Origin of the sequence: Mesorhizobium sp. M1217 (assembly GCF_040318275.1) — a bacterium.
In the GTDB taxonomy this organism is placed as follows: Bacteria; Pseudomonadota; Alphaproteobacteria; order Rhizobiales; family Rhizobiaceae; genus Mesorhizobium.
In genome coordinates, this window is sequence record NZ_JAMYMA010000006.1 from 46,838 (window position 1) to 65,284 (window position 18,447).

General features: G+C 63.9%; 17 protein-coding genes. 7 read left to right on the forward strand and 10 right to left on the reverse strand.

The annotated features are described in order from the left end of the window. Nucleotides 1-11 precede the first annotated feature (11 nt). The 3 genes from cysT to NKH37_RS11805 all read left to right on the forward strand — a co-directional run bounded on the left by cysT (nt 12) and on the right by NKH37_RS11805 (nt 2,854). Nucleotides 12-863 carry a sulfate ABC transporter permease subunit CysT gene (gene cysT, locus NKH37_RS11795; RefSeq protein WP_023720880.1) on the forward strand — a complete coding sequence of 284 codons (852 nt, stop codon included), beginning with the start codon at nt 12-14 and terminating at the stop codon, nt 861-863. Continuing rightward, complete coding sequence (gene cysW, locus NKH37_RS11800; RefSeq protein WP_023720881.1) at nt 856-1,740, forward strand: sulfate ABC transporter permease subunit CysW; 885 nt, start codon at nt 856-858, stop codon at nt 1,738-1,740. The genes cysT and cysW overlap by 8 nt, the downstream gene beginning before the upstream one ends. 73 nt (nt 1,741-1,813) lie before the next feature. Further along, entirely contained in the window at nt 1,814-2,854 is a 1,041-nt protein-coding gene (locus NKH37_RS11805; RefSeq protein ID WP_352482922.1) for a sulfate/molybdate ABC transporter ATP-binding protein, read from the forward strand. A gap of 14 nt (nt 2,855-2,868) precedes the next feature. Here the strand turns inward: NKH37_RS11805 and NKH37_RS11810 are convergent, their stop codons facing one another. Together NKH37_RS11810 and NKH37_RS11815 are read right to left on the reverse strand one after the other, a co-directional pair. After that, nucleotides 2,869-3,267, reverse strand: coding sequence for a type II toxin-antitoxin system VapC family toxin (locus tag NKH37_RS11810; protein WP_023721147.1), 399 nt, complete (start codon nt 3,265-3,267; stop codon nt 2,869-2,871). Beyond that, the gene (locus NKH37_RS11815) at nt 3,267-3,539 is read right to left on the reverse strand and encodes an AbrB/MazE/SpoVT family DNA-binding domain-containing protein (protein WP_023721148.1); all 273 of its coding nucleotides are present in this window, start codon (nt 3,537-3,539) and stop codon (nt 3,267-3,269) included. The genes NKH37_RS11810 and NKH37_RS11815 overlap by 1 nt, the downstream gene beginning before the upstream one ends. 280 nt (nt 3,540-3,819) lie before the next feature. On the opposite strand from NKH37_RS11815, the gene NKH37_RS11820 reads away from it, so the two are divergent. Beyond that, entirely contained in the window at nt 3,820-4,806 is a 987-nt protein-coding gene (locus NKH37_RS11820; RefSeq protein ID WP_023721149.1) for a sulfate ABC transporter substrate-binding protein, read from the forward strand. 250 nt (nt 4,807-5,056) lie between these two features. Beyond that, nucleotides 5,057-5,506, forward strand: a complete 450-nt coding sequence (locus tag NKH37_RS11825) for an RrF2 family transcriptional regulator (RefSeq protein WP_006202816.1) — start codon at nt 5,057-5,059, stop codon at nt 5,504-5,506. Nucleotides 5,507-5,514: 8 nt separating this feature from the next. Here NKH37_RS11825 and NKH37_RS11830 read toward each other — a convergent pair whose 3' ends face one another. Beyond that, complete coding sequence (locus NKH37_RS11830; protein WP_352483074.1) at nt 5,515-5,994, reverse strand: Lrp/AsnC family transcriptional regulator; 480 nt, start codon at nt 5,992-5,994, stop codon at nt 5,515-5,517. Nucleotides 5,995-6,084: 90 nt separating this feature from the next. On the opposite strand from NKH37_RS11830, the gene NKH37_RS11835 reads away from it, so the two are divergent. After that, on the forward strand, nt 6,085-6,993 hold the full coding sequence (locus tag NKH37_RS11835) for an EamA family transporter (protein WP_352482917.1): 909 nt from the start codon (nt 6,085-6,087) through the stop codon (nt 6,991-6,993). Here the strand turns inward: NKH37_RS11835 and NKH37_RS11840 are convergent, their stop codons facing one another. Both NKH37_RS11840 and NKH37_RS11845 read right to left on the reverse strand, forming a co-directional pair. Next, on the reverse strand, nt 6,994-7,887 hold the full coding sequence (locus NKH37_RS11840; protein ID WP_352482916.1) for a dienelactone hydrolase family protein: 894 nt from the start codon (nt 7,885-7,887) through the stop codon (nt 6,994-6,996). A gap of 217 nt (nt 7,888-8,104) precedes the next feature. Further along, nucleotides 8,105-10,417: a glucose/quinate/shikimate family membrane-bound PQQ-dependent dehydrogenase gene (locus tag NKH37_RS11845; RefSeq protein ID WP_352495137.1), complete on the reverse strand. Its 2,313-nt coding sequence runs from the start codon at nt 10,415-10,417 to the stop codon at nt 8,105-8,107. 252 nt (nt 10,418-10,669) lie between these two features. On the opposite strand from NKH37_RS11845, the gene NKH37_RS11850 reads away from it, so the two are divergent. Next, nucleotides 10,670-13,477 (forward strand): ATP-dependent helicase, encoded by a 2,808-nt coding sequence (locus tag NKH37_RS11850; protein ID WP_352482914.1) that lies wholly within the window; start codon nt 10,670-10,672, stop codon nt 13,475-13,477. Nucleotides 13,478-13,486: 9 nt separating this feature from the next. On the opposite strand, the gene NKH37_RS11855 is transcribed toward NKH37_RS11850, so the two are convergent. The 5 genes from NKH37_RS11855 to NKH37_RS11875 form a co-directional block, all read right to left on the reverse strand. Then, complete coding sequence (locus NKH37_RS11855; RefSeq protein ID WP_352482912.1) at nt 13,487-14,530, reverse strand: ABC transporter permease; 1,044 nt, start codon at nt 14,528-14,530, stop codon at nt 13,487-13,489. Then, on the reverse strand, nt 14,527-15,318 hold the full coding sequence (locus NKH37_RS11860) for an ATP-binding cassette domain-containing protein (protein WP_352482911.1): 792 nt from the start codon (nt 15,316-15,318) through the stop codon (nt 14,527-14,529). Before NKH37_RS11860 ends, NKH37_RS11855 begins: the two co-directional genes overlap by 4 nt. Before the next feature lie 65 nt (nt 15,319-15,383). Next, nucleotides 15,384-16,391 (reverse strand): substrate-binding domain-containing protein, encoded by a 1,008-nt coding sequence (locus NKH37_RS11865; protein ID WP_353003408.1) that lies wholly within the window; start codon nt 16,389-16,391, stop codon nt 15,384-15,386. A gap of 104 nt (nt 16,392-16,495) precedes the next feature. Beyond that, on the reverse strand, nt 16,496-17,401 hold the full coding sequence (locus NKH37_RS11870) for a sugar phosphate isomerase/epimerase family protein (RefSeq protein ID WP_353003728.1): 906 nt from the start codon (nt 17,399-17,401) through the stop codon (nt 16,496-16,498). Then, complete coding sequence (locus tag NKH37_RS11875; RefSeq protein ID WP_353003410.1) at nt 17,401-18,435, reverse strand: Gfo/Idh/MocA family protein; 1,035 nt, start codon at nt 18,433-18,435, stop codon at nt 17,401-17,403. Before NKH37_RS11875 ends, NKH37_RS11870 begins: the two co-directional genes overlap by 1 nt. Nucleotides 18,436-18,447: the final 12 nt, after the last annotated feature.

An 18,447-nucleotide genomic window follows, 5' to 3' on the forward strand; every position in this document is an offset into this window, starting at 1 on the left:
ATCAGGACGACATGACCACAGCACCCGCCAAGGCGGGGTGGCGGTTCAGGCAGCCGAGCGTCATTCCGGGTTTCGGATTGACGCTCGGCTTCTCGCTTGCCTACCTCACCCTCATCATCCTCATTCCCCTGTCCGGGTTGATCTGGCGCTCGGCGGCGCTCGGCTGGACCGACTTCTGGGCGATCGTCACCGACCGCCGCACCATCAACGCGCTTGAAATCAGCTTCGGCACCGCCTTCATTGCCGCCGCCGTCAACGTCGTCTTCGGCACGATCGTCGCCTGGGTGCTGGTGCGCTACAGCTTTCCCGGCCGCCGCATCGTCGATGCCATGGTCGACCTGCCCTTTGCGCTGCCGACGGCGGTTGCCGGCATCGCGCTGACCACGCTTTACGCACCGAACGGCTGGATCGGCAGCCTGCTGACGCCGCTCGGCATCAAAGTCGCTTATACGCCACTCGGCATTGTCATTGCGCTGATCTTCATCGGGCTGCCCTTCGTCGTGCGCACCGTGCAGCCGATCATGGAGGAGATCGACAAGGAGGTCGAGGAAGTGGCCGCAACGCTCGGCGCCAATCGCTTCCAGATCATCAGCCGCGTCCTGCTTCCCGGACTGGCGCCGGCCATCGTCACCGGTTTCGCGCTGGCCTTCGCGCGCGGCGTCGGCGAGTACGGCTCAGTCATCTTCATCGCCGGCAACCTGCCCTATAAATCCGAGATCGCACCGCTTCTGATTGTCATCAGGCTCGAGGAATATAATTACGCTGCGGCGACAGCGATCGCGGCGATCATGCTGGCGCTGTCCTTCGTGATGCTGCTGGTCATCAACCTGGTGCAGACGTGGAGCCGCAAGCGCTATGGCTGACCCGGAGATCAAATCCTACGCGCCGCACCACGAAAGCCAGTCGCCGGCGGTGACCGAAAGCCGCACGGCGAGAACCGTGCTGATGATCGTGACCTTTGCCTTCCTCGGCATTTTCCTGCTCTTGCCGCTGATCATCGTCTTCAAGGAAGCTTTCGCCAAAGGCATCGAGGCCTACACACAGGCGCTGTCGGAACCGGATACGCGCTCGGCGATCCGCCTGACGCTTCTGGTCGCGGCGATCTCGGTGCCGCTCAACGTCGTCTTCGGCATTTCCGCCGCCTGGGCGATTGCCAAGTTCGAGTTCAAGGGCAAGGCGTTCCTGACCACGCTGATCGACCTGCCGTTTTCGGTCTCCCCGGTCATTTCCGGCCTGGTCTATGTACTCCTCTTCGGCGCGCAAGGCCTGCTCGGTGCCTGGCTCAAGGCGCATGGCATCGTCATCCTGTTTGCCGTGCCGGGCATCGTGCTGGCCACCATCTTCGTCACCTTCCCCTTCGTCGCCCGCGAATTGATCCCGCTGATGCAGGAGCAGGGCAATGGCGACGAGGAGGCGGCCCTGTCGCTCGGCGCCAATGGCTGGCAGGCGTTCTGGTACGTGACGTTGCCTAACGTCAAATGGGGATTGCTCTACGGCGTACTGTTGTGCAATGCCCGCGCCATGGGTGAGTTCGGCGCGGTCTCGGTGGTGTCCGGCCACATACGCGGGTTGACCAACACCATGCCGCTGCATGTCGAAATCCTTTATAACGAGTACAATGCCGCCGCCGCCTTTGCCGTCGCTTCGCTGCTTGCCGGCCTGGCGCTCGTCACACTGGTCTTGAAAACACTTCTCGAGATGCGCTACGGCGCCGAGATCGCCGCGACGCGCGGACACTGACAAAATGCATGTCGCCCAAAAGTGGGAACCGGTTTTGGGATAACGACATGCATCAACTACAAAAGGGATTTGTATGGAAGTTCGCGTTGCCAACGTGCGCAAGGAGTTTGAGCGGTTTCCGGCCCTTCACGACGTTTCGCTCGACATCAAGTCGGGTGAGTTGATCGCGTTGCTGGGGCCATCCGGTTCCGGCAAGACGACGCTGCTCAGGCTGATTGCCGGGTTGGAGCGGCCGACCCGCGGAAAGATCTTCTTCGGCGAAGAGGATGCCTCGCAAAAGTCGATCCAGGAGCGCAATGTCGGCTTCGTCTTTCAGCATTACGCGCTGTTTCGCCATATGACGGTCGCCGACAATATCGGCTTCGGACTCAAGGTCCGGCACGGGCCGTCACGCCCGTCGGCGAAGGAAATCCGCCGCCGCGCCTCGGAACTCCTCAACCTCGTTCAGCTTTCCGGTCTGGAAAAACGCTATCCGGCGCAGCTTTCGGGCGGCCAGCGCCAGCGCGTGGCGCTGGCCCGCGCCATGGCGATCGAACCGGCCGTGCTTTTGCTCGACGAGCCGTTCGGCGCGCTCGATGCCCAGGTGCGCCGCGAACTGCGCCGCTGGCTGCGCGACATCCACGACGCCACCGGCCACACCACGGTCTTCGTCACCCATGACCAGGAAGAGGCGCTGGAGCTTGCCGACCGCGTCGTGGTGATGAGCCAGGGCCGCATCGAGCAGGTTGGCACCGCCGACGAGATCTACGACACGCCGAACTCGCCCTTCGTCTATGGCTTCATCGGCGAATCGAGCTCGATCCCGGTCAAGGTCGAGGACGGCCAGGTCTGGATCGCCGACCGGCCGATCGGGCTTTCCGCGCCGCACGCACCGCAAGGTGAAGCGACGCTGTTCTTCCGCCCGCACGACGTCGATCTGGTGGAAGAATGCAACGGCTGCATCGCCGGCACGGTTGTCGCCAGCCGCCGCGTCGCCGGCACCAGGCGGGTCGAGCTCGAAATCGGCGGCGAACGCCAGCGGGTCGAGATCGAGTTGCCAGTCGACCATCCGGCGGCGCAGAAAAGCCGGGTGGCTTTCAGGCCGCGGCGCTGGAAGCTTTTTCCGGCTGCTTGATCCTCTTTTAGGCGCTACACCAGCCAGTTCTCGACCTTCAGGCCTTTGATCCGGTTGAACTCGCCGGTGTTGGCGGTCACCAGGGTAGTTCCCAGTGCATAGGCGTGGGCAGCAATAAAAAGGTCGTTTTGGCCGATGGTCTGGCCCCTGCCTTCCAGCTCTGCGCGAATCGCGCCGTACTCGGCATCTACCGGCACATCGAGCGGCAAGACAGGAATCTCAGCCAGCAATTCCTCGACCTTCTTGAGCAACTTGGCCGACTCTTTCCTGGCGCAGCCATATCGCAGTTCCGAGGCGACCACGATGCTGGTACACACGGCGGCGTCTCCCACGCGCAGGGCGGCGGCGGCGGCTTTCCCGGCCGGATTTCGGATCATGTCGCTGATAATGTTCGTGTCCAGCATGAACCGCATCAAAAAAATTCCTCGGATTTGACAGGCATATCCTCGACTTCGGGAAAGTCCTCCTCGGAACCGGGGGGCGGCTCTTTCGCCCATTGCGCGAGCAGCGCCGTGAGGCCGGGTTTGCGAACCGGCTCGATGATCAGGCGGTCGCCTTCACGACTGATCAAGACCTTTTCGCCGGGAAGTTCGAACTCGACAGGAATGCGCACCGCCTGACTGCGATTGTTACGAAACAGCTTCGCCTCTTTCGGCGGGGTTGTTGAATGGCGGCGTTGAGGCATGACGATAGCTCCTTGTATATACCATTTGTATATGCCAGACCGCGCGGCGATGCAATCGCCATCGCGTTGGCCGGCCGGGAACCATCGTGCACGCCGACGGCATCGGCACCGCTGCCAAGCTGCCCGGAAGACTCTGCCTGAAAGAAAAAACTAGAAATCCTCCACAGCGGGAATATTTCTTCTATCGACAACGTGGAGCGGCCGCTCTGCCTGCCTCGTCGCGCACAATGCCTTGCCGCTATAGTCCGGCAATAAGCGCACGCATTGGAGCCTTGTTTTCATGAAGCGATTTTTGCTTGGCGTCGCCACATTGGCCGGCCTCTTCCTCGCATCCTCCCAAGCCTGGTCGGCCGACAAATTGCTGAACGCTTCTTACGATGTCGGCCGCGAGCTGTTTGCGCAGGTCAACAAGGCGTTCGTCGCCGGCCACCCAGGCGTCACCATCGATCAGTCGCATGCCGGGACGTCTGCGCAGGCACGTGCCATCGCCGAGGGCCTCGGCGCCGATGTGGTCACCTTCAACCAGGTCCTCGACATCGACTTCCTGGTCAGGAAGGGTCTCATCTCCGCGGATTGGCAGAAAGATTTTCCCGACAACGCCTCGCCCTTCTATTCGCTGCCCTCCTTCCTGGTGCGCGCCGGCAATCCGAAGCACATCAAGGATTGGAACGATCTCGTGCGCGACGACGTCCAGGTGATCTTCCCCAATCCGAAAACCTCCGGCAATGCCCGGTACACCTACCTTGCGGCCACCGCCTACGCCAAGGAAGCCTTCAAGGGCGACGACGCCAAGGTGAAGGAATTCGTCACCAAGCTGTTCAACAACGTACCGATCTTCGACAGCGGCGGACGCGCCGCGACCACCACTTTCGTGCAGCGCGAGATCGGCGACGTGCTGATCACCTTTGAGTCGGAAACGCGCGGCGTCCGCAAGGAGTATGGCGAGGACAAATTCGAGCAGGTGACGCCCTCGGTCAGCCTTTTGGCCGAGTTTCCGGTGGCGATCGTCGACACGATCGCCGACGAGCATGGCACGCGCGACCTCGCCAAGACCTATCTCGACTTCCTTTATACGCTGGAGGGCCAGGACATCGCCGCCCGCAACGGCCTGCGGACCCGCGACGCGACGGTCGCCGCCAAGTACAAGGCTGAGTTTCCCGATGTCCGCCTATTGACGGTGGAGGATGTCTTCGGCGGCTGGGCCAAGGTCCAGGCCGAGCATTTCGCCGCTGGCGGCCTGCTCGACCAGACTTACGGCAGCCGCTGACGTCTGCAACCTCGTGAACTGATTGAAAGCGGGCGTTTGCCGGCTTTCTTCATTTGCTCGCCGAAAACGTGGCCTCCGCCCGTTCCGGACGCCCGCCCTCCAAAACGTTACGAAGAATCAACGCGTTTGCGCGCAATATGTCTTCGGGCGGCCTGTCTGCGCGAACGGCATCGCACGGCCAAACCGTCATTATTTGCACACAAACAGCCGCCAGATGCGGGTGGTTGGGGCTTAATGGGTTGACTCGGGCATGCTTACCAAAAAAGGCAAATACGGCCTCAAGGCTCTCGTGCATCTGTCCGGCCTGCCGGTCGGCCAGCTCGCATTCGTCAACGACATTGCGGTCGCCAACAACATCCCCAAGAAATTCCTGGATGCCATCCTGGGCGAGTTGCGCAATGCCGGCTTCGTCCAGAGCCGCAAGGGCAAGGAAGGCGGTTACCGCCTCGCCCGTCCCGCTTCCGAAATCAAGATCGGCCATGTCGTGCGTGTCCTCGACGGGCCGCTGGCGCCGATCCCTTGCGCCAGCCGCACACAATACCAGCGCTGCGAGGATTGCGACGAGGCGACCTGCCAGGTCCGGCACATGATGCTGGAGGTGCGTCAGGCGATCGCAGAGGTGCTGGACAACCGCAGCCTCGCCGCCATGCGCGACGCCGACAATGACGATTTCCCGGTCGAGCTGACGTCGCAGATTTAAATCTAGCATCAGGCCGGGCGCTTCACCGCCCCTAGCGGCGAGCGTGCCACTACCGGCGTCGACTGGATGATCGCCGTATTGGTCATCGCATGGGGAATGATCCGGTCGATCACCCGCTCGAGCTCGGCGACCGAGCCGACATGCGCCAGCGCGATGAAACAGTCTTCGCCGGTGACCCGGTCGCATTGGGCGATTTCCGGCAGGTCGCGGATGATTTCGGCCACGACGGCGAGTTGCCCCGGCACCGGCCTGATGCGCAGCCATGCCGACAGCTTCATGCCGAGCGCGGCCGGATTAATCCGCACCGTATAGGCCTCGATCACGCCGCTTTCCTGCAGCCGCTTGATGCGCTCGGCGACGCTCGGCGCCGACAGGCCGACTGAGCGCGCCAGTTCGGCAATACTGGTGCGCGCATCCTCCTCCAGCAGGCGCAGGATTTTTAGATCCGCCGGATCCAGATCGGTATTTTCATTTCGAAGGCGTTTCAGCGGAATACTCCTTGCTTTCGAAAAGGGAATAGCCGCAATGCCCGGCCATCATCCATATCAACGGCAAAAATCGCCTGCGATACTGACCCCATGGAAGATCGGACGCAAGCCCCAGCAGCAAGTCCGGCACTCGCCGGCCCGGCTTTTACCTTGGCAAGCTCGGTGCCGCCCCATCTGTGGTTCGGCGTCAGCGCCGTGTTCCACTATCTCGGCCCCGCTTTCGCAGTCCTGCTTTTCTCGCATGTCGGCGTGCTCGGCATGGCGTGGCTGCGCATCGCCACCGCGGCACTGGTTTTTGCCCCGCTGACCCGACCATGGGCGGTCTTCGCCCGCGCCGATCGCTCGACGCGGTTGTTGCTTGTGGGTTTCGGCGTCTGCCTTGGGGTGATGAATTGCTCGTTTTACCTGGCGCTCGACCGGCTGCCGATCTCGCTGGTAGCGGCGATCGAATTCGTCGGCACCATCGGCGTCGCGCTTGTCGGCCTCAGAAGCCCGCGCAATCTCGCCGCCCTTGCAATCGCCGTCGCCGGCACCTTGCTGCTCATCGACGTCAAATGGTCGAGCGATCCTGTCGGCCTGTTCTGGGCCTTCCTCAATGGCGCGCTGTTCGTCTTCTATATCGTGCTCGGCCACCGCGTCGCGCGCGCCGACGCTGGCGATGGCATCGCCGGGCTGGGTGCCGCCATGGCGGTCGCCCTTCTCGTCGTTCTGCCGATCGGTCTTGCCGATGCGCTGCCGGCGTTCTCGACGCCGCCGCTGCTGCTTGCGGCGGTCGGTGTCGGCATCTGCTCGTCGGTCATTCCCTATATTTGCGACCAGCTTGCCATGTCGCGGCTGCCGCGCTCCAGTTTCGCGCTGATGCTGTCATTGCTTCCGGTTACCGCGACGTTTATCGGCGTCATCGTGCTGCGGCAGGTGCCGAGCCTCACTGACTGCCTCGGCATCGCGCTGGTGGTGGCCGGCGTCGCCCTTCACAAACCGGCGCTGGCGCCCGCCTGATCAGGCCAACTTCTCCTTGAGGAAAGCGATCGTCCGCCCCCAGGCGAGGTCAGCCGCCTTCTTGTCGTAACGGGCCGCCGATGTGTCGTTGTTGAAGGCATGGTTGGCGCCTTCATAGACATAGACCGAATATTCGATATGGGCCGCGTCGAGTTCCTTCTTGAAGGCGTCGATGCCGGCATTGGTGCGGGTGTCGAGCCCGGCATAATGCAGCATGAGCGGCGCCTTGATCTTCGGCACGTCCTCGGCCTTCGGCTGCATGCCGTAATAGGCAACGGCGGCTGCAAGATCCGGCGCGTTGACGGCCAGCATGTTCACCGTGCCGCCGCCCCAGCAGAAGCCGACGGCGCCGACCTTGCCGTTGCCGTCCTTGTGGCCTTTGAGGTAGGCGACCGTTGCGACGGCATTGGTGGCGACCTGTGCTGGATCGAGCTGGGAAAACAGGTCACGTGCCCTGTTTTCATCGGCCGGCGTGCCGCCGAGCGGTGTCATGAAGTCCGGGGCAAGCGCCACGAACCCCTCCAGCGCCACGCGCCGCGCCACGTCGCGAATATGCGGGTTGAGCCCCCGGTTTTCGTGCACGACGATGACCGTGCCCAGCTTGCCGGCCTGACCCGCCGGCTTGACCAGATAACCCTTCATCTCGCCGCCGCTGCCTGTATAGCTGATGTCCTCGCCTTTCACGCGCGGATCGTTTTCCGCGACGATTGCCGCCTGGGCCGAATTCGCCGCCAGCAGCGGCGAGATCGCGGCCGCTGCCGCACCCGACCCGGCAAGCCTGGTCAACTGCTCCATGAAGCGCCGCCGGTCGAGCGTCAGATGCGTGTATTCATCATAGGCATCGATCATCGCCTGGGTAATGACAGGCTTGGCGGGGCCGGCAGGTGTTGTCATGGCGCGCTCCTAGGTCTTCGGCCCCCGGCAGCAACATAGGGTCGAAGCCTGGCTGGTCCAGTCACGGCTGAGTGAGGGCTGCCATAAGTCTCTGCACGATGGCCTTGATGCCGCGTTGGTCCAGCAGGCCGAGACAGCCGCCGGCCCGCAGCTGACCAACGAGGTACTTGCATCGGTACCCGACCTGAAAGGGCATCTCGGGCTCTGAGGAACTTCTCTATTTCGGCAGCGTATAGGCCATCACATAATCGCCCGGCTTGGTGCCGACCGAGCCGTGGCCGCCGGCAACGATGACGACGAACTGGCGTCCGTCGGCTACCGTGTAGGTCATCGGTGTCGACTGCCCGCCGGCAGGCAGCCGCGCCTGCCAGAGCTGTTTGCCGGTCGTCAGGTCATAAGCGCGCACATAGTCGTCGACCGCCGCACCGAGAAAGGCGACGCCGCCGGCAGTGATCATCGGCCCGCCAATGCCCGGCACGCCGACCTTGAACGGCAGCGGCAGCGGCGTCATGTCGTAGACGGTGCCGTTGCGATGCTTGTAGACGATCTTGCCGGTCCGAAGGTCGGCGCCGGCCACATAGCCCCACGGAGGCGCCTGGCAGGGAATGCCGAGCGGCGACAGGAATGGCTTCAATATCACTGCGTAAGGCGCACCGTCATTGCGGTTCAGGCCTTGTTCGCTGCCCTTGGTATCGCCCGGCGGCGGCACGTCGGCGCGCGGCACCAATTTGGAGATGAACGCCAGGTATGTCGGCATGCCGAACATCACCTGCCGGACCGGATCGACTGCCACGCCGCCCCAGTTGAAGGTGCCGAAATTGCCAGGATAGATCAGCGAGCCTTGCAGCGACGGCGGCGTATAGCGGCCCTCATACCGCAGCTTCCGAAGCTCGATCCGGCAGGCCAGCTGGTCGAACATGGTGATGCCCCACATATCCGCGCCGGTCAGTGGCTTCGGACTGAAGCTGAGGTCCGAGACCGGCTGCGTCGGCGAGGTATGGTCGCCTTCGATCGCGCCGCCCGGCGCCGGCACTTCCTTGACCGGAACGATCGGCTCGCCGCTGCGCCGGTCGAGCACATAGAGGTCGCCCTGCTTGGTCGGCCCGACCAGCGCCGGCACCACACCACTGGCCGTGGTTATGTCGACCAGCGTCGGCTGCGCCGGCACGTCCATGTCCCAGAGATCGTGATGCACGGTCTGCCGCACCCAGCGCAATTGTCCGGTGTTGAGATCGAGCGCGGTGATCGAGGAAGAGAATTTCTCGTCATTGGCGCTGCGTCCGGCGCCGAGCTGGTCCGGCGTCTTGTTGCCGAGCGGCACATAGAGCAGGCCGAGCTTCTCGTCGGCGCTCGCCGTCGACCACATATTGGGCGAGTTGTTGGTGTAGGTCTGGCCCGGCGGCAGCGGCGTCGTCTGGTCCGGATTGCCGGAATCCCAATTCCATAACAGCGCGCCGGTGTCGGCATCGTAGGCACGGATGACCCCGGACGGCTCCTGCGTCGAATAATTGTCGTTGACCGCGCCGCCGACGATGATCTTGTTGGCGACGATCAGCGGCGCGGAAGTCGAATAGTAATAGCCCGGCTTCGGATATGGCATGTTGGCGAGCAGGTTCAGCGTGCCGCCCTCGGCAAATGTCGGACAGACCTGGCCATTCGCCGCGTCGAGCGCGATCAGCCGGGCGTCCGATGTCGGCAGATAGATGCGCGTGGCGCAGGGCTGGCCGGCGGCGATCTTGGCATCGGCATAGTAAGCCACGCCGCGGCAGGTCTGGTGCTGGCGGTCCTTGTTGAGCTTGACCTGCGGATCGAAACGCCATTTCTCCTTGCCGCTCGCGGCATCGATGGCGATGGCGAAATTATGCGGCGTGCAGATGTAGAGCGTGTCGGCGATTTTCAGCGGCGTCACCTGATAGGTCGTCTCGCCGATGTCGTCGGGCCCTTTCACGTCGCCGGTGCGATAGGTCCAGGCCGGCTGCAGATTGGCAACGTTTTCGGGGGTGATCTGGTCGAGCGGCGAATAGCGCTGGCCATATTGCGTGCGACCGTAATAGTGCCATTCGCCGGCCGGCACATTGCCGCCGAGTTCGGCCGTCGGCGTCACCTTGTCGGTGTTGAGTTGGCCGGCAATATCCTTTGGGTCCGTCGTCATCGAATAACCGGCGACGCCGAGCGATGCCAGCACCGCGAGGATCAGCGGCGCTCGTCCGTCGGGACCGGTAAGCCCGCGCCGCGCCCATGGCGTCAATAGCCACAGCGCGACAAGCACGATGATGCCGCCGCGCGGGCCGAGCTCCCACCAGTCGAAGCCGGTTTCCCAGACAGCCCAGGCGAGCGTGCCGAGCACGATCGCCGCGTAGAGCCACAGCGCCGTGGATCTGCGCCTGTAGAGCAGCCAGGCAGCGATCAGGAAAGCTATGCCGGCGATGACGTAATACCAGCTGCCGCCCAGCGTCACGAGCCAGATGCCGCCGCCGCCAAGCGCCAGGCCGATGAGGAAAAGGATCAGGGAGGTGATGACCACAGCCAAGACGGTGCTCCTTCGACTGGTGCGCTCCGCGACGCGTCCATGGGCAACCCCGCATTGCGTGCCTGCCCCCACGCAACTTTCTCCGGCCCGCTTCCCCTGTCAAGCAAGCTCGGCGTTTTACGGCGTCGACCCACGGCAAGCTCGGCGTTTTGGTTAGCGGACCCATTCAGATTGTGAGTCTACCGACTGGACAGAGAACAAAACGGAGACACTTCTGGCCTTTCGCTGCCGAATCACTACATTCGGGGAGAGATGTCCGGCTTTTCGGAAGACATGCCCTTTTTTGACGAACCGAACGCGCGGCCCGTGGCCCCGTCGGGCATCGCCGCGCGCGCCATGGCTGCCCGCAGCAATCAAAACAACGCGCCCGATTATCTCAACGGCCTCAACCCCGAGCAGCGGCTGGCGGTGGAAACCACCGAAGGCCCGGTGCTGGTGCTGGCCGGCGCCGGCACCGGCAAGACGCGCGTCTTGACCACCCGCATCGCCCACATCCTTGCCACCGGCAAGGCCTTCCCTTCGCAGATCCTCGCCGTCACCTTCACCAACAAGGCGGCGCGCGAGATGAAGCAGCGCATCGGCCTGTTGATCGGCGAAGGCAATGTCGAGGGCATGCCGTGGCTCGGCACCTTCCACTCGATTGGCGTGAAGCTGCTGCGCCGACATGCCGAGCTGGCCGGGCTCAAATCCGACTTCACCATTCTCGACACCGACGATGTCGTGCGGCTGATCAAACAGCTCATCCAGGCGGAAGGGCTGGACGACAAGCGCTGGCCGGCCAAGCAGTTCGCCCAGATGATCGACGGCTGGAAGAACAAGGGCCTCGGTCCCGCCGACATCCCCGAGGGCGATGCCCGTGCCTTCGCCAACGGCAAGGGCCGCGAACTCTACAAGGCCTATCAGGAGCGGCTGCAGACGCTGAATGCCTGTGACTTCGGCGATCTCCTATGTCACCCGATCCGCATCTTCCGCGCCAATCCGGACGTGCTGAAGGAATACCACAAGCGCTTCCGCTACATCCTTGTCGACGAGTACCAGGACACCAACACCGCACAGTACATGTGGCTGCGCCTGCTGGCCCAGCGGCCTCAAGGCAAGCCAATCTCCCCCCTCGCGGGGGAGATGTCCGGCAGGACAGAGGGGGGCGCGAAGGATCGCGACGCTTCCAATGGTCCTGGCGGAAACGCTGGCGGGACAGCGCCCCCCTCTGTCGGCTCCGCCGACATCTCCCCCACGAGGGGGGAGATTGGGCGCTCTTCGGCCGAAGGCCGCAAGCCCGACCGGGCGTCGGCCGGCCAGGCCGCCCCCGCGGAGGCCAGCGAGCGAAGCTCGCGCGCGGCCGTGAGCGAAAGCAAAGTTAACATCTGCTGCGTCGGCGACGACGACCAGTCGATCTATGGCTGGCGCGGCGCCGAAGTCGACAACATCCTGCGCTTCGACAAGGATTTCCCCGGCGCCACCATCATCCGGCTGGAGCGCAACTACCGCTCGACCGCGCACATCCTCGGCACCGCCTCGCATCTCATCGCCCACAATGAGGGCCGCTTCGGCAAGACGCTGTTTACCGAGAAGATCGCCGAGGACGACGAGAAGGTGCATGTCCACGCCGCCTGGGATTCCGAGGAGGAGGCCCGCGCCGTCGGCGAGACCATCGAGGCCTACCAGCGCCAGAAGCACAATTTGAACGATATGGCGATTCTCGTCCGCGCGTCTTTCCAGATGCGCGAATTCGAGGACCGCTTCGTCACGCTCGGGCTCAATTACCGCGTCATCGGCGGCCCGCGCTTCTATGAGCGGCTCGAGATTCGCGACGCATTGGCCTTCTTCCGCGTCGTCGCACAAGGCGCCGACGACCTCGCCTTCGAGCGCATCGTCAACGTGCCGAAACGCGGGTTGGGCGAGGCCACCATCCGCCAGGTCCACGACACCGCACGCGCGCTGCGCATCCCGATGCTGGAGGCGGCGGCAAAACTGGCCGAAAGCGACGAGCTGAAGCCGAAGCCGCGTGCCGCACTCCGCGAGGTATCAGCCAATTTCGAGCGCTGGCAAAAGGCTCTCGAAACCACCCCGCACACCGAACTCGCCGAGACCATTTTGGAGGAGAGCGGCTACACCGACATGTGGAAGAACGACCGCTCGGTCGAAGCGCCCGGCCGGCTGGAGAACCTAAAGGAGCTGATACGCTCCATGGAGGAGTATGAATCGCTGCGCTCCTTCCTCGAACATGTCGCGCTGGTGATGGACGCCGAGCAGAACGCTGAGCTCGACGCCGTCAACATCATGACGCTGCATTCGGCCAAGGGCCTCGAATTCGAAACCGTGTTCCTGCCCGGCTGGGAGGAAGGCCTGTTCCCGCACCAGCGTTCCCTCGACGAGGGTGGCCGGTCCGGGCTCGAGGAGGAGCGCCGCCTTGCCTATGTCGGCCTGACCCGCGCCAAGAAGAACCTGCATCTCTGGTTTGTCTCCAACCGCCGCATCCACGGCCTCTGGCAATCGACCATCCCGTCGCGCTTCCTCGACGAGCTGCCGGAAGCCCATGTCGAGGTCGCCGAGAGCGGCAACTCCTATGGCGGCTACGGCAATGCCTATGGTGGCGGCTCGTTCGCTCCCGGTCGTGGCGGCCAGGGGGCTGGAAGACAGAATCCTTATGGGGCGTCGCGCTTCGATAACATCGGTGGCAACAACGGCGCCGAGAAATCCGGCGCCTTCTCCAGCACCTATGCGACACCGGGCTGGCAACGTGCTCAGGCCAACCGCACCGAAGCGACCGACCGCAATTGGGGCACGCGCTCCGGCCACCAGGTCGAGCGCATCGGCTATGGCGAAACCGACTCGGGCTACGGTGCCGGCCGCACCTCGATCAAGGGCCGCACCATCGACGGCGAGCTGGTCGCCAAATCCGTCGCCGACACGCCCTCCCCCTTCAGCGTTGGCGACCGCGTCTTCCACCAGAAATTCGGCAACGGCAACATCTCGGCCATCGAAGGCAACAAGCTGACCATCGACTTCGACAAGGCCGGCCAGAAACGCGTGCTGGACGGGTTTGTCACGGGGGTTTGAGGCCGCCGGTCACCGATACCGCGCTTGGTTCCACTTATGGCCGAGCAGCGACAGGATGATGATCAGCCCGTTGAAGAACTGGACGTAGAAGCCGCTCAGTCCCGCCGCGACGACGCCGGTCTGGATGAAGGACACCGTAACCGCGCCGATCGCGCCGCCGACGACGGTGCCGATGCCGCCCCAGGTCGGCGTGCCTCCGACGAACACCGATGCCAGCACCGGCAGCAGGTATCCGTCGCCCGCCGTCGGCCACCAGGTGAAGTTGATCATTACCGAGAACGTGCCGGCGATCGCCGCGCCGATACCGACGAAGACGAACACTTTCACCCTGACGCGCTTGACATCGATGCCCATCTGCTGGGCGCTGTCGGGATTGTCGCCGACCACCTTGACCTGGGCACCGAAGCGATGGCGGTTGTAGAGCAGCGCCGACAGCACGACGAAGGCGATGGCCCAGAATATCTGCACCGGGATGCCGTAAAGCTGGCTGGAGAAGATCTTGTAGGCCCAGCTGTCGGCAAGGCCGGTCAGCGCGGTCGACCTGCCCTCGTTGATGATCTGGATCAGGCCGCGCAGCAGGAAATTCATGCCGAGCGTGGCGATCAGCGACGACAGCCCGCCATAGACGACCAGCGAGCCGACCAGGAAGCCGAGCAGCATGCCGGTGACGATTGCGGCGGCGATGCCGACGAACGGGTCGTAGCCGGCCTGCACGACCAGCGCGAAGACCCACGAGGCGAAGCCCATCGTCGCCGGAAACGACAGGTCGATCTCGCCACAGGTGACGACGAAGACGAGCGGCACCACCACGAACAGCGCCACAGGCAGCGTGGTCAGCACGGAACTATAGAGATACCAGCTGGTGAAGACCGTCGGATTGGCGATCATGAACACCGCCATCATCACGATGAACACGGCAAGCGTGCCGAGTGCGGCGCGGTTGTCGAGGACAAAGCCGCGCAGCCAGTTATCGGACGGGTGTTTCCATGCCTTTCGGGCGGCATCGCTGCTGCCTAGAGGGGTCTGCAGATCGGGATCCATGGTCTTGCTCATCGCGCTATCTGCTCCCCGGCGTCGCGAAGTCCCGGCAATCCGCCGGGATGTGCCACGTCTTCCATGAAATTGATGAGGTCTTCGGCCGACTTGACCTCGCTGCGGTCGGCGCTGAGCGCGACCTTGCCGCGGTCGAGCACCACGAAGCGGTCGGCGATATCGAAGACGTGGTGGATGTTGTGGCCGATGAACAGGATCGACCGGCCGCTCGCCCGCACCTGGCGCACGAAATGAAAAACCTTCGCGGTTTCGGTCAGCGACAGCGCCGTCGTCGGCTCGTCGAGGATGATCAGGTCGGCCTGCTTGTAGATGGCGCGGGCGATCGCCACGCCCTGGCGTTCGCCGCCCGACAGCTGGCCGACGATCGACTGCGGCGTGAACACCTTCGAGGTGAAGCCGATCTCGCGCATCAGCCGGCTCGCCTCCGCGATCTCCTTGTTGACCTTCAGCCATCCAAGCCAGCCGGTGAGCTCGCGGCCCATGAAGATGTTGCGCACGATCGTCTGCTGCACGGCGAGCGCCCGGTCCTGGAACACCGTTTCGATGCCGGCGTCGCGCGAGCGCGCAGCACTCCACCCGGTCACCGGTTTGCCGCGAATGAGGATTTCGCCGCTGGTCGGCTTGACCACGCCGGAAAGGATCTTGATCAGCGTCGATTTGCCGGCGCCGTTGTCGCCGATCAGGCCGACGACCTCGCCGCGGTCGACGCTGAGATTGACGCCGCCAAGCGCATAGACCTGGCCGTAGGACTTGCTGATTTCACGCAGTTCGATGAGGCGTTCGGCCATGGCGGTCCTCGCTTGTTTGTCGGTCGTCGCCGGCCGGGATTCAACCCGGCCGGCAGATCGGGCGATCAGCGCAACGCCTGCTTGGCGAGTTCGGAAACGATCTCATAATTCTGCGGCGTGACGAAGCCGGCACCGGTGTCGACATTCATCGGCGCCAGACCCAGCACCACCTGCTGGCAGAGGCTGAGGATTGGTAGGTAGCCTTGCATGAACGGCTGCTGGTCGGCCGTCAGCTGCACCCAGCCGCCCTTGAAGCCCTCGACGATCTGCGGGCTGGTGTCGAAGCCGAAGTTGAAGATGTCGCCCGGCTTCCTGCCCGCCGCCTGCATGTAAGTCGGCACATTGCCTAGCAGCTGCCCGCCGGGATAGCCGACCGCCTTGACGTCGGGATTGTTGAGCAGTGCTGCCGTGATCACCGGAATGGCCAGATTGGGATCGGCTGCCCACTCGGTTTGAGAATTGATTTGAACGACGTCGATGCCGGCCTCTTTCAGTGCGGCGACCGTGCCGCGTTCGCGCGCGCCGCGGCTCTCGTTCTCGAACGGGCCGATCATGATCGCCTTGTCGCCGGCCTTCAGCCCGGCCAGCTTGAACGCCTCGGCGCCGAGCGCCCGGCCCTGCTGCTCCTGCTGGGCGCCGACATAGCCGCCGCCGAACGCCGCCGTGACCGTCGGCACCGGCACGTTCTGGTACATCATCTTGATGCCGTCCTTGTGCGCCTGTTCGGCCAGCGGCATGATGGCGGCGTCGCCCGGGTGGCCCATCATGGCGATGCCTTGGGGCTTGACCGCAACAGCCTCGCGCAATTGCTGGACCATCTTCTCCACGTCCCACCCAGAGAAGATATAGTCGACCTTGGGCCCGAGATCGGCGGCCGCCTGCTTGGCGCCATTATAGACGATGGTGCCGAACGCATCGCCCTCCGCCCCGCCGGCGAAGAAACGGATATGGACATCCTTGCACCACTTGGCATCGAGCGCCTGCGCCGGCAAGGTCGAGAGTGCGGCGGCGAACGCCATCGCGGCCGCCGCGACGGTCGAGCGCAGAACTGTCCTTCTCATCGTAATGCTCATGCACGTTCCTCCCTTTGTTCCCTCGCTAGCCGAGGGGTTTTGACGATCGCTTCGGCAACGCGCCGCAATCTTTCGCTGGCCGGCACCTCCCGCCGGCCGACTTCTCACACCGGGTTCGGCAGATAGCTCGCGCCTCCCCGGCATTGTTTGAGATAATCCAGTGCCCGCACCTGGCCGGTGATCTCGAGATCGCCACGATAGACGGGGTCGTGCCAGCCCTCGATGTCGATGGCGCCCTTGTAGCCGGCCAGCCGCAGCTCGCTGATCACTCGCGTCCAGTCGCTGTCGCCGAACCCCGGTGTGCGCATCTGCACGAACGGCAGGCGGCCGAACACGCCATGTTCGCGGATCACGTCCCAGCGCACCGTCGCGTCCTTGCCGTGGACGTGGAAGATGCGCGGCGCCCATTTGCGGATCTGCGGGATCGGGTCGATCAGGTAGACCAGCTGGTGGCAGGGCTCCCACTCCAGGCCGAGATTGTCGTCCGGCAGTTCGTTGAACATCAGCTCCCAGGCGTCTGGATTGTGGGCGATGTTCCAGTCGCCGCTGGCCCAGTTGCCGTCCATGGCGCAGTTCTCGAAGGCGATGCGCACGCCCTTGTCGGCAGCCCGTTTTGCCAACTTCCCCCATACCTCGCGGAAACGCGGCAGGCTGTCTGGCAGCGGCTTGCCGCGAATGCGGCCGGTGAAGCCGCTGACCATGTTGGTGCCGAATAGATGCGCGTTGTCGATGATCGTTTCCCACGCCTGGAGCACGCCGCGATCAACTTCACCGCTCTCCAGCGGATTGCCGAACACCCCGATCGACGAGATGACGACATCGGCATCGCCGATCGCCTCGCGGATCTCGCCCGCCAGCCGTGGAATGTCCTTGCCGCCCAGCGTCTGCCAGAAGAACAGCTGGATGCTCTCGAAGCCGAGCGGCAGGATCTGCCTGACATAGGCGGCCGGGTCGTCGAGATTGGCGCGCACCATGGTGCCGATCCTGATGTCGAGCAGCGGGTTTGGCATCATGATCCTTCCTGTGCAGTGATAGCGACCCGATGCCCGGTCTCGGCGCTCTCGATCGCAGCGAAAACCATGGCCAGGCTCTTGATGTTGTCGGCACCGCGCGTCTCCGGCTCGGTGCCGGTTTCGACGGCGCGGACGAAATCCTGGATAATGCCGAGATGGCCGCCGACGCGATCGGCCGGGTCGAGCGGCGGCACGGCGATCGGTTCGGTGCGGTCGAACAGGCCTTCACGGACCGGCCGCACGACTTCCGCCTTCAGCCCATCCTCGCCGTCCCAGACAATGCTGCCGCGCTCGGCGACAATACGCCATGTACTGTCCCAACTGGTACGGAAGCCGGCCGCGCACCAGCTGCCGGCATAGGTGAACAGCTTGCCGCCGCCGAGGTCGAAGCTTGCGGTTGCCGACGACCCTTGCCGATACCAGGAATTGGCCGGCTCCCACTCCTGGCAATGGACTCCGGTCGGTTCGCCGGCCACCATGTAGCGGGCCGCGTCGAATGTATGGATCGCCATGTCGAGCAGCAGCACATGGCGCATCTCTTCGCGAAAACCGCCGAAATGCGGCGCAACGAAGAAATCGGCGTGGATGCTGGTCGCAGCACCAATGACGCCGGAATCGAGAAAGCGCCGGATGCGCCTGACATTGGCGACATAGCGGCGGTTCTGGACGACGGCATGGATACGCCCGGCGCTGCGGGCGGCCTCGACGATGGCACGCGCATTGTCCGGGCTGTCGGCGAGTGGCTTTTCGGTCAGCAGGTGGCAATTATGGGCAAAGGCGGAAAGCGCGACCTCGCGGCGGGCGGCGGGAACCACCACGTCGAATACCGCGTCGGGCCTGGTCTGGTCGAGCACGGCGTCGAGGTCGGTTCCAATGATGGCGCTCGAAAGCTCGTATTCGCGCGCCCTCGCCCGCGCCCTTTCGACATCGATATCGACCAGGCCGACAATGGCGAGCCCGTCGATCTGCCTGACTGCATCGAGCCAAGCCTTGCTCATCGCGCCGCAGCCGACCAGGACGACATTGATCATCCAGTACTCCTC

What these genes read in the sequence shown, in the direction of transcription:
- cysT (WP_023720880.1), top strand. Translation starts at nt 12, where the DNA reads ATGACCACAGCACCCGCCAAGGCGGGGTGGCGGTTCAGGCAGCCGAGC.
- cysW (WP_023720881.1), top strand. Translation starts at nt 856, where the DNA reads ATGGCTGACCCGGAGATCAAATCCTACGCGCCGCACCACGAAAGCCAG.
- NKH37_RS11805 (WP_352482922.1), top strand. Translation starts at nt 1,814, where the DNA reads ATGGAAGTTCGCGTTGCCAACGTGCGCAAGGAGTTTGAGCGGTTTCCG.
- NKH37_RS11810 (WP_023721147.1), bottom strand. Translation starts at nt 3,267, where the DNA reads ATGCGGTTCATGCTGGACACGAACATTATCAGCGACATGATCCGAAAT.
- NKH37_RS11815 (WP_023721148.1), bottom strand. Translation starts at nt 3,539, where the DNA reads ATGCCTCAACGCCGCCATTCAACAACCCCGCCGAAAGAGGCGAAGCTG.
- NKH37_RS11820 (WP_023721149.1), top strand. Translation starts at nt 3,820, where the DNA reads ATGAAGCGATTTTTGCTTGGCGTCGCCACATTGGCCGGCCTCTTCCTC.
- NKH37_RS11825 (WP_006202816.1), top strand. Translation starts at nt 5,057, where the DNA reads ATGCTTACCAAAAAAGGCAAATACGGCCTCAAGGCTCTCGTGCATCTG.
- NKH37_RS11835 (WP_352482917.1), top strand. Translation starts at nt 6,085, where the DNA reads ATGGAAGATCGGACGCAAGCCCCAGCAGCAAGTCCGGCACTCGCCGGC.
- NKH37_RS11840 (WP_352482916.1), bottom strand. Translation starts at nt 7,887, where the DNA reads ATGACAACACCTGCCGGCCCCGCCAAGCCTGTCATTACCCAGGCGATG.
- NKH37_RS11850 (WP_352482914.1), top strand. Translation starts at nt 10,670, where the DNA reads ATGTCCGGCTTTTCGGAAGACATGCCCTTTTTTGACGAACCGAACGCG.
- NKH37_RS11855 (WP_352482912.1), bottom strand. Translation starts at nt 14,530, where the DNA reads ATGAGCAAGACCATGGATCCCGATCTGCAGACCCCTCTAGGCAGCAGC.
- NKH37_RS11860 (WP_352482911.1), bottom strand. Translation starts at nt 15,318, where the DNA reads ATGGCCGAACGCCTCATCGAACTGCGTGAAATCAGCAAGTCCTACGGC.
- NKH37_RS11865 (WP_353003408.1), bottom strand. Translation starts at nt 16,391, where the DNA reads ATGAGCATTACGATGAGAAGGACAGTTCTGCGCTCGACCGTCGCGGCG.
- NKH37_RS11870 (WP_353003728.1), bottom strand. Translation starts at nt 17,401, where the DNA reads ATGCCAAACCCGCTGCTCGACATCAGGATCGGCACCATGGTGCGCGCC.
- NKH37_RS11875 (WP_353003410.1), bottom strand. Translation starts at nt 18,435, where the DNA reads ATGATCAATGTCGTCCTGGTCGGCTGCGGCGCGATGAGCAAGGCTTGG.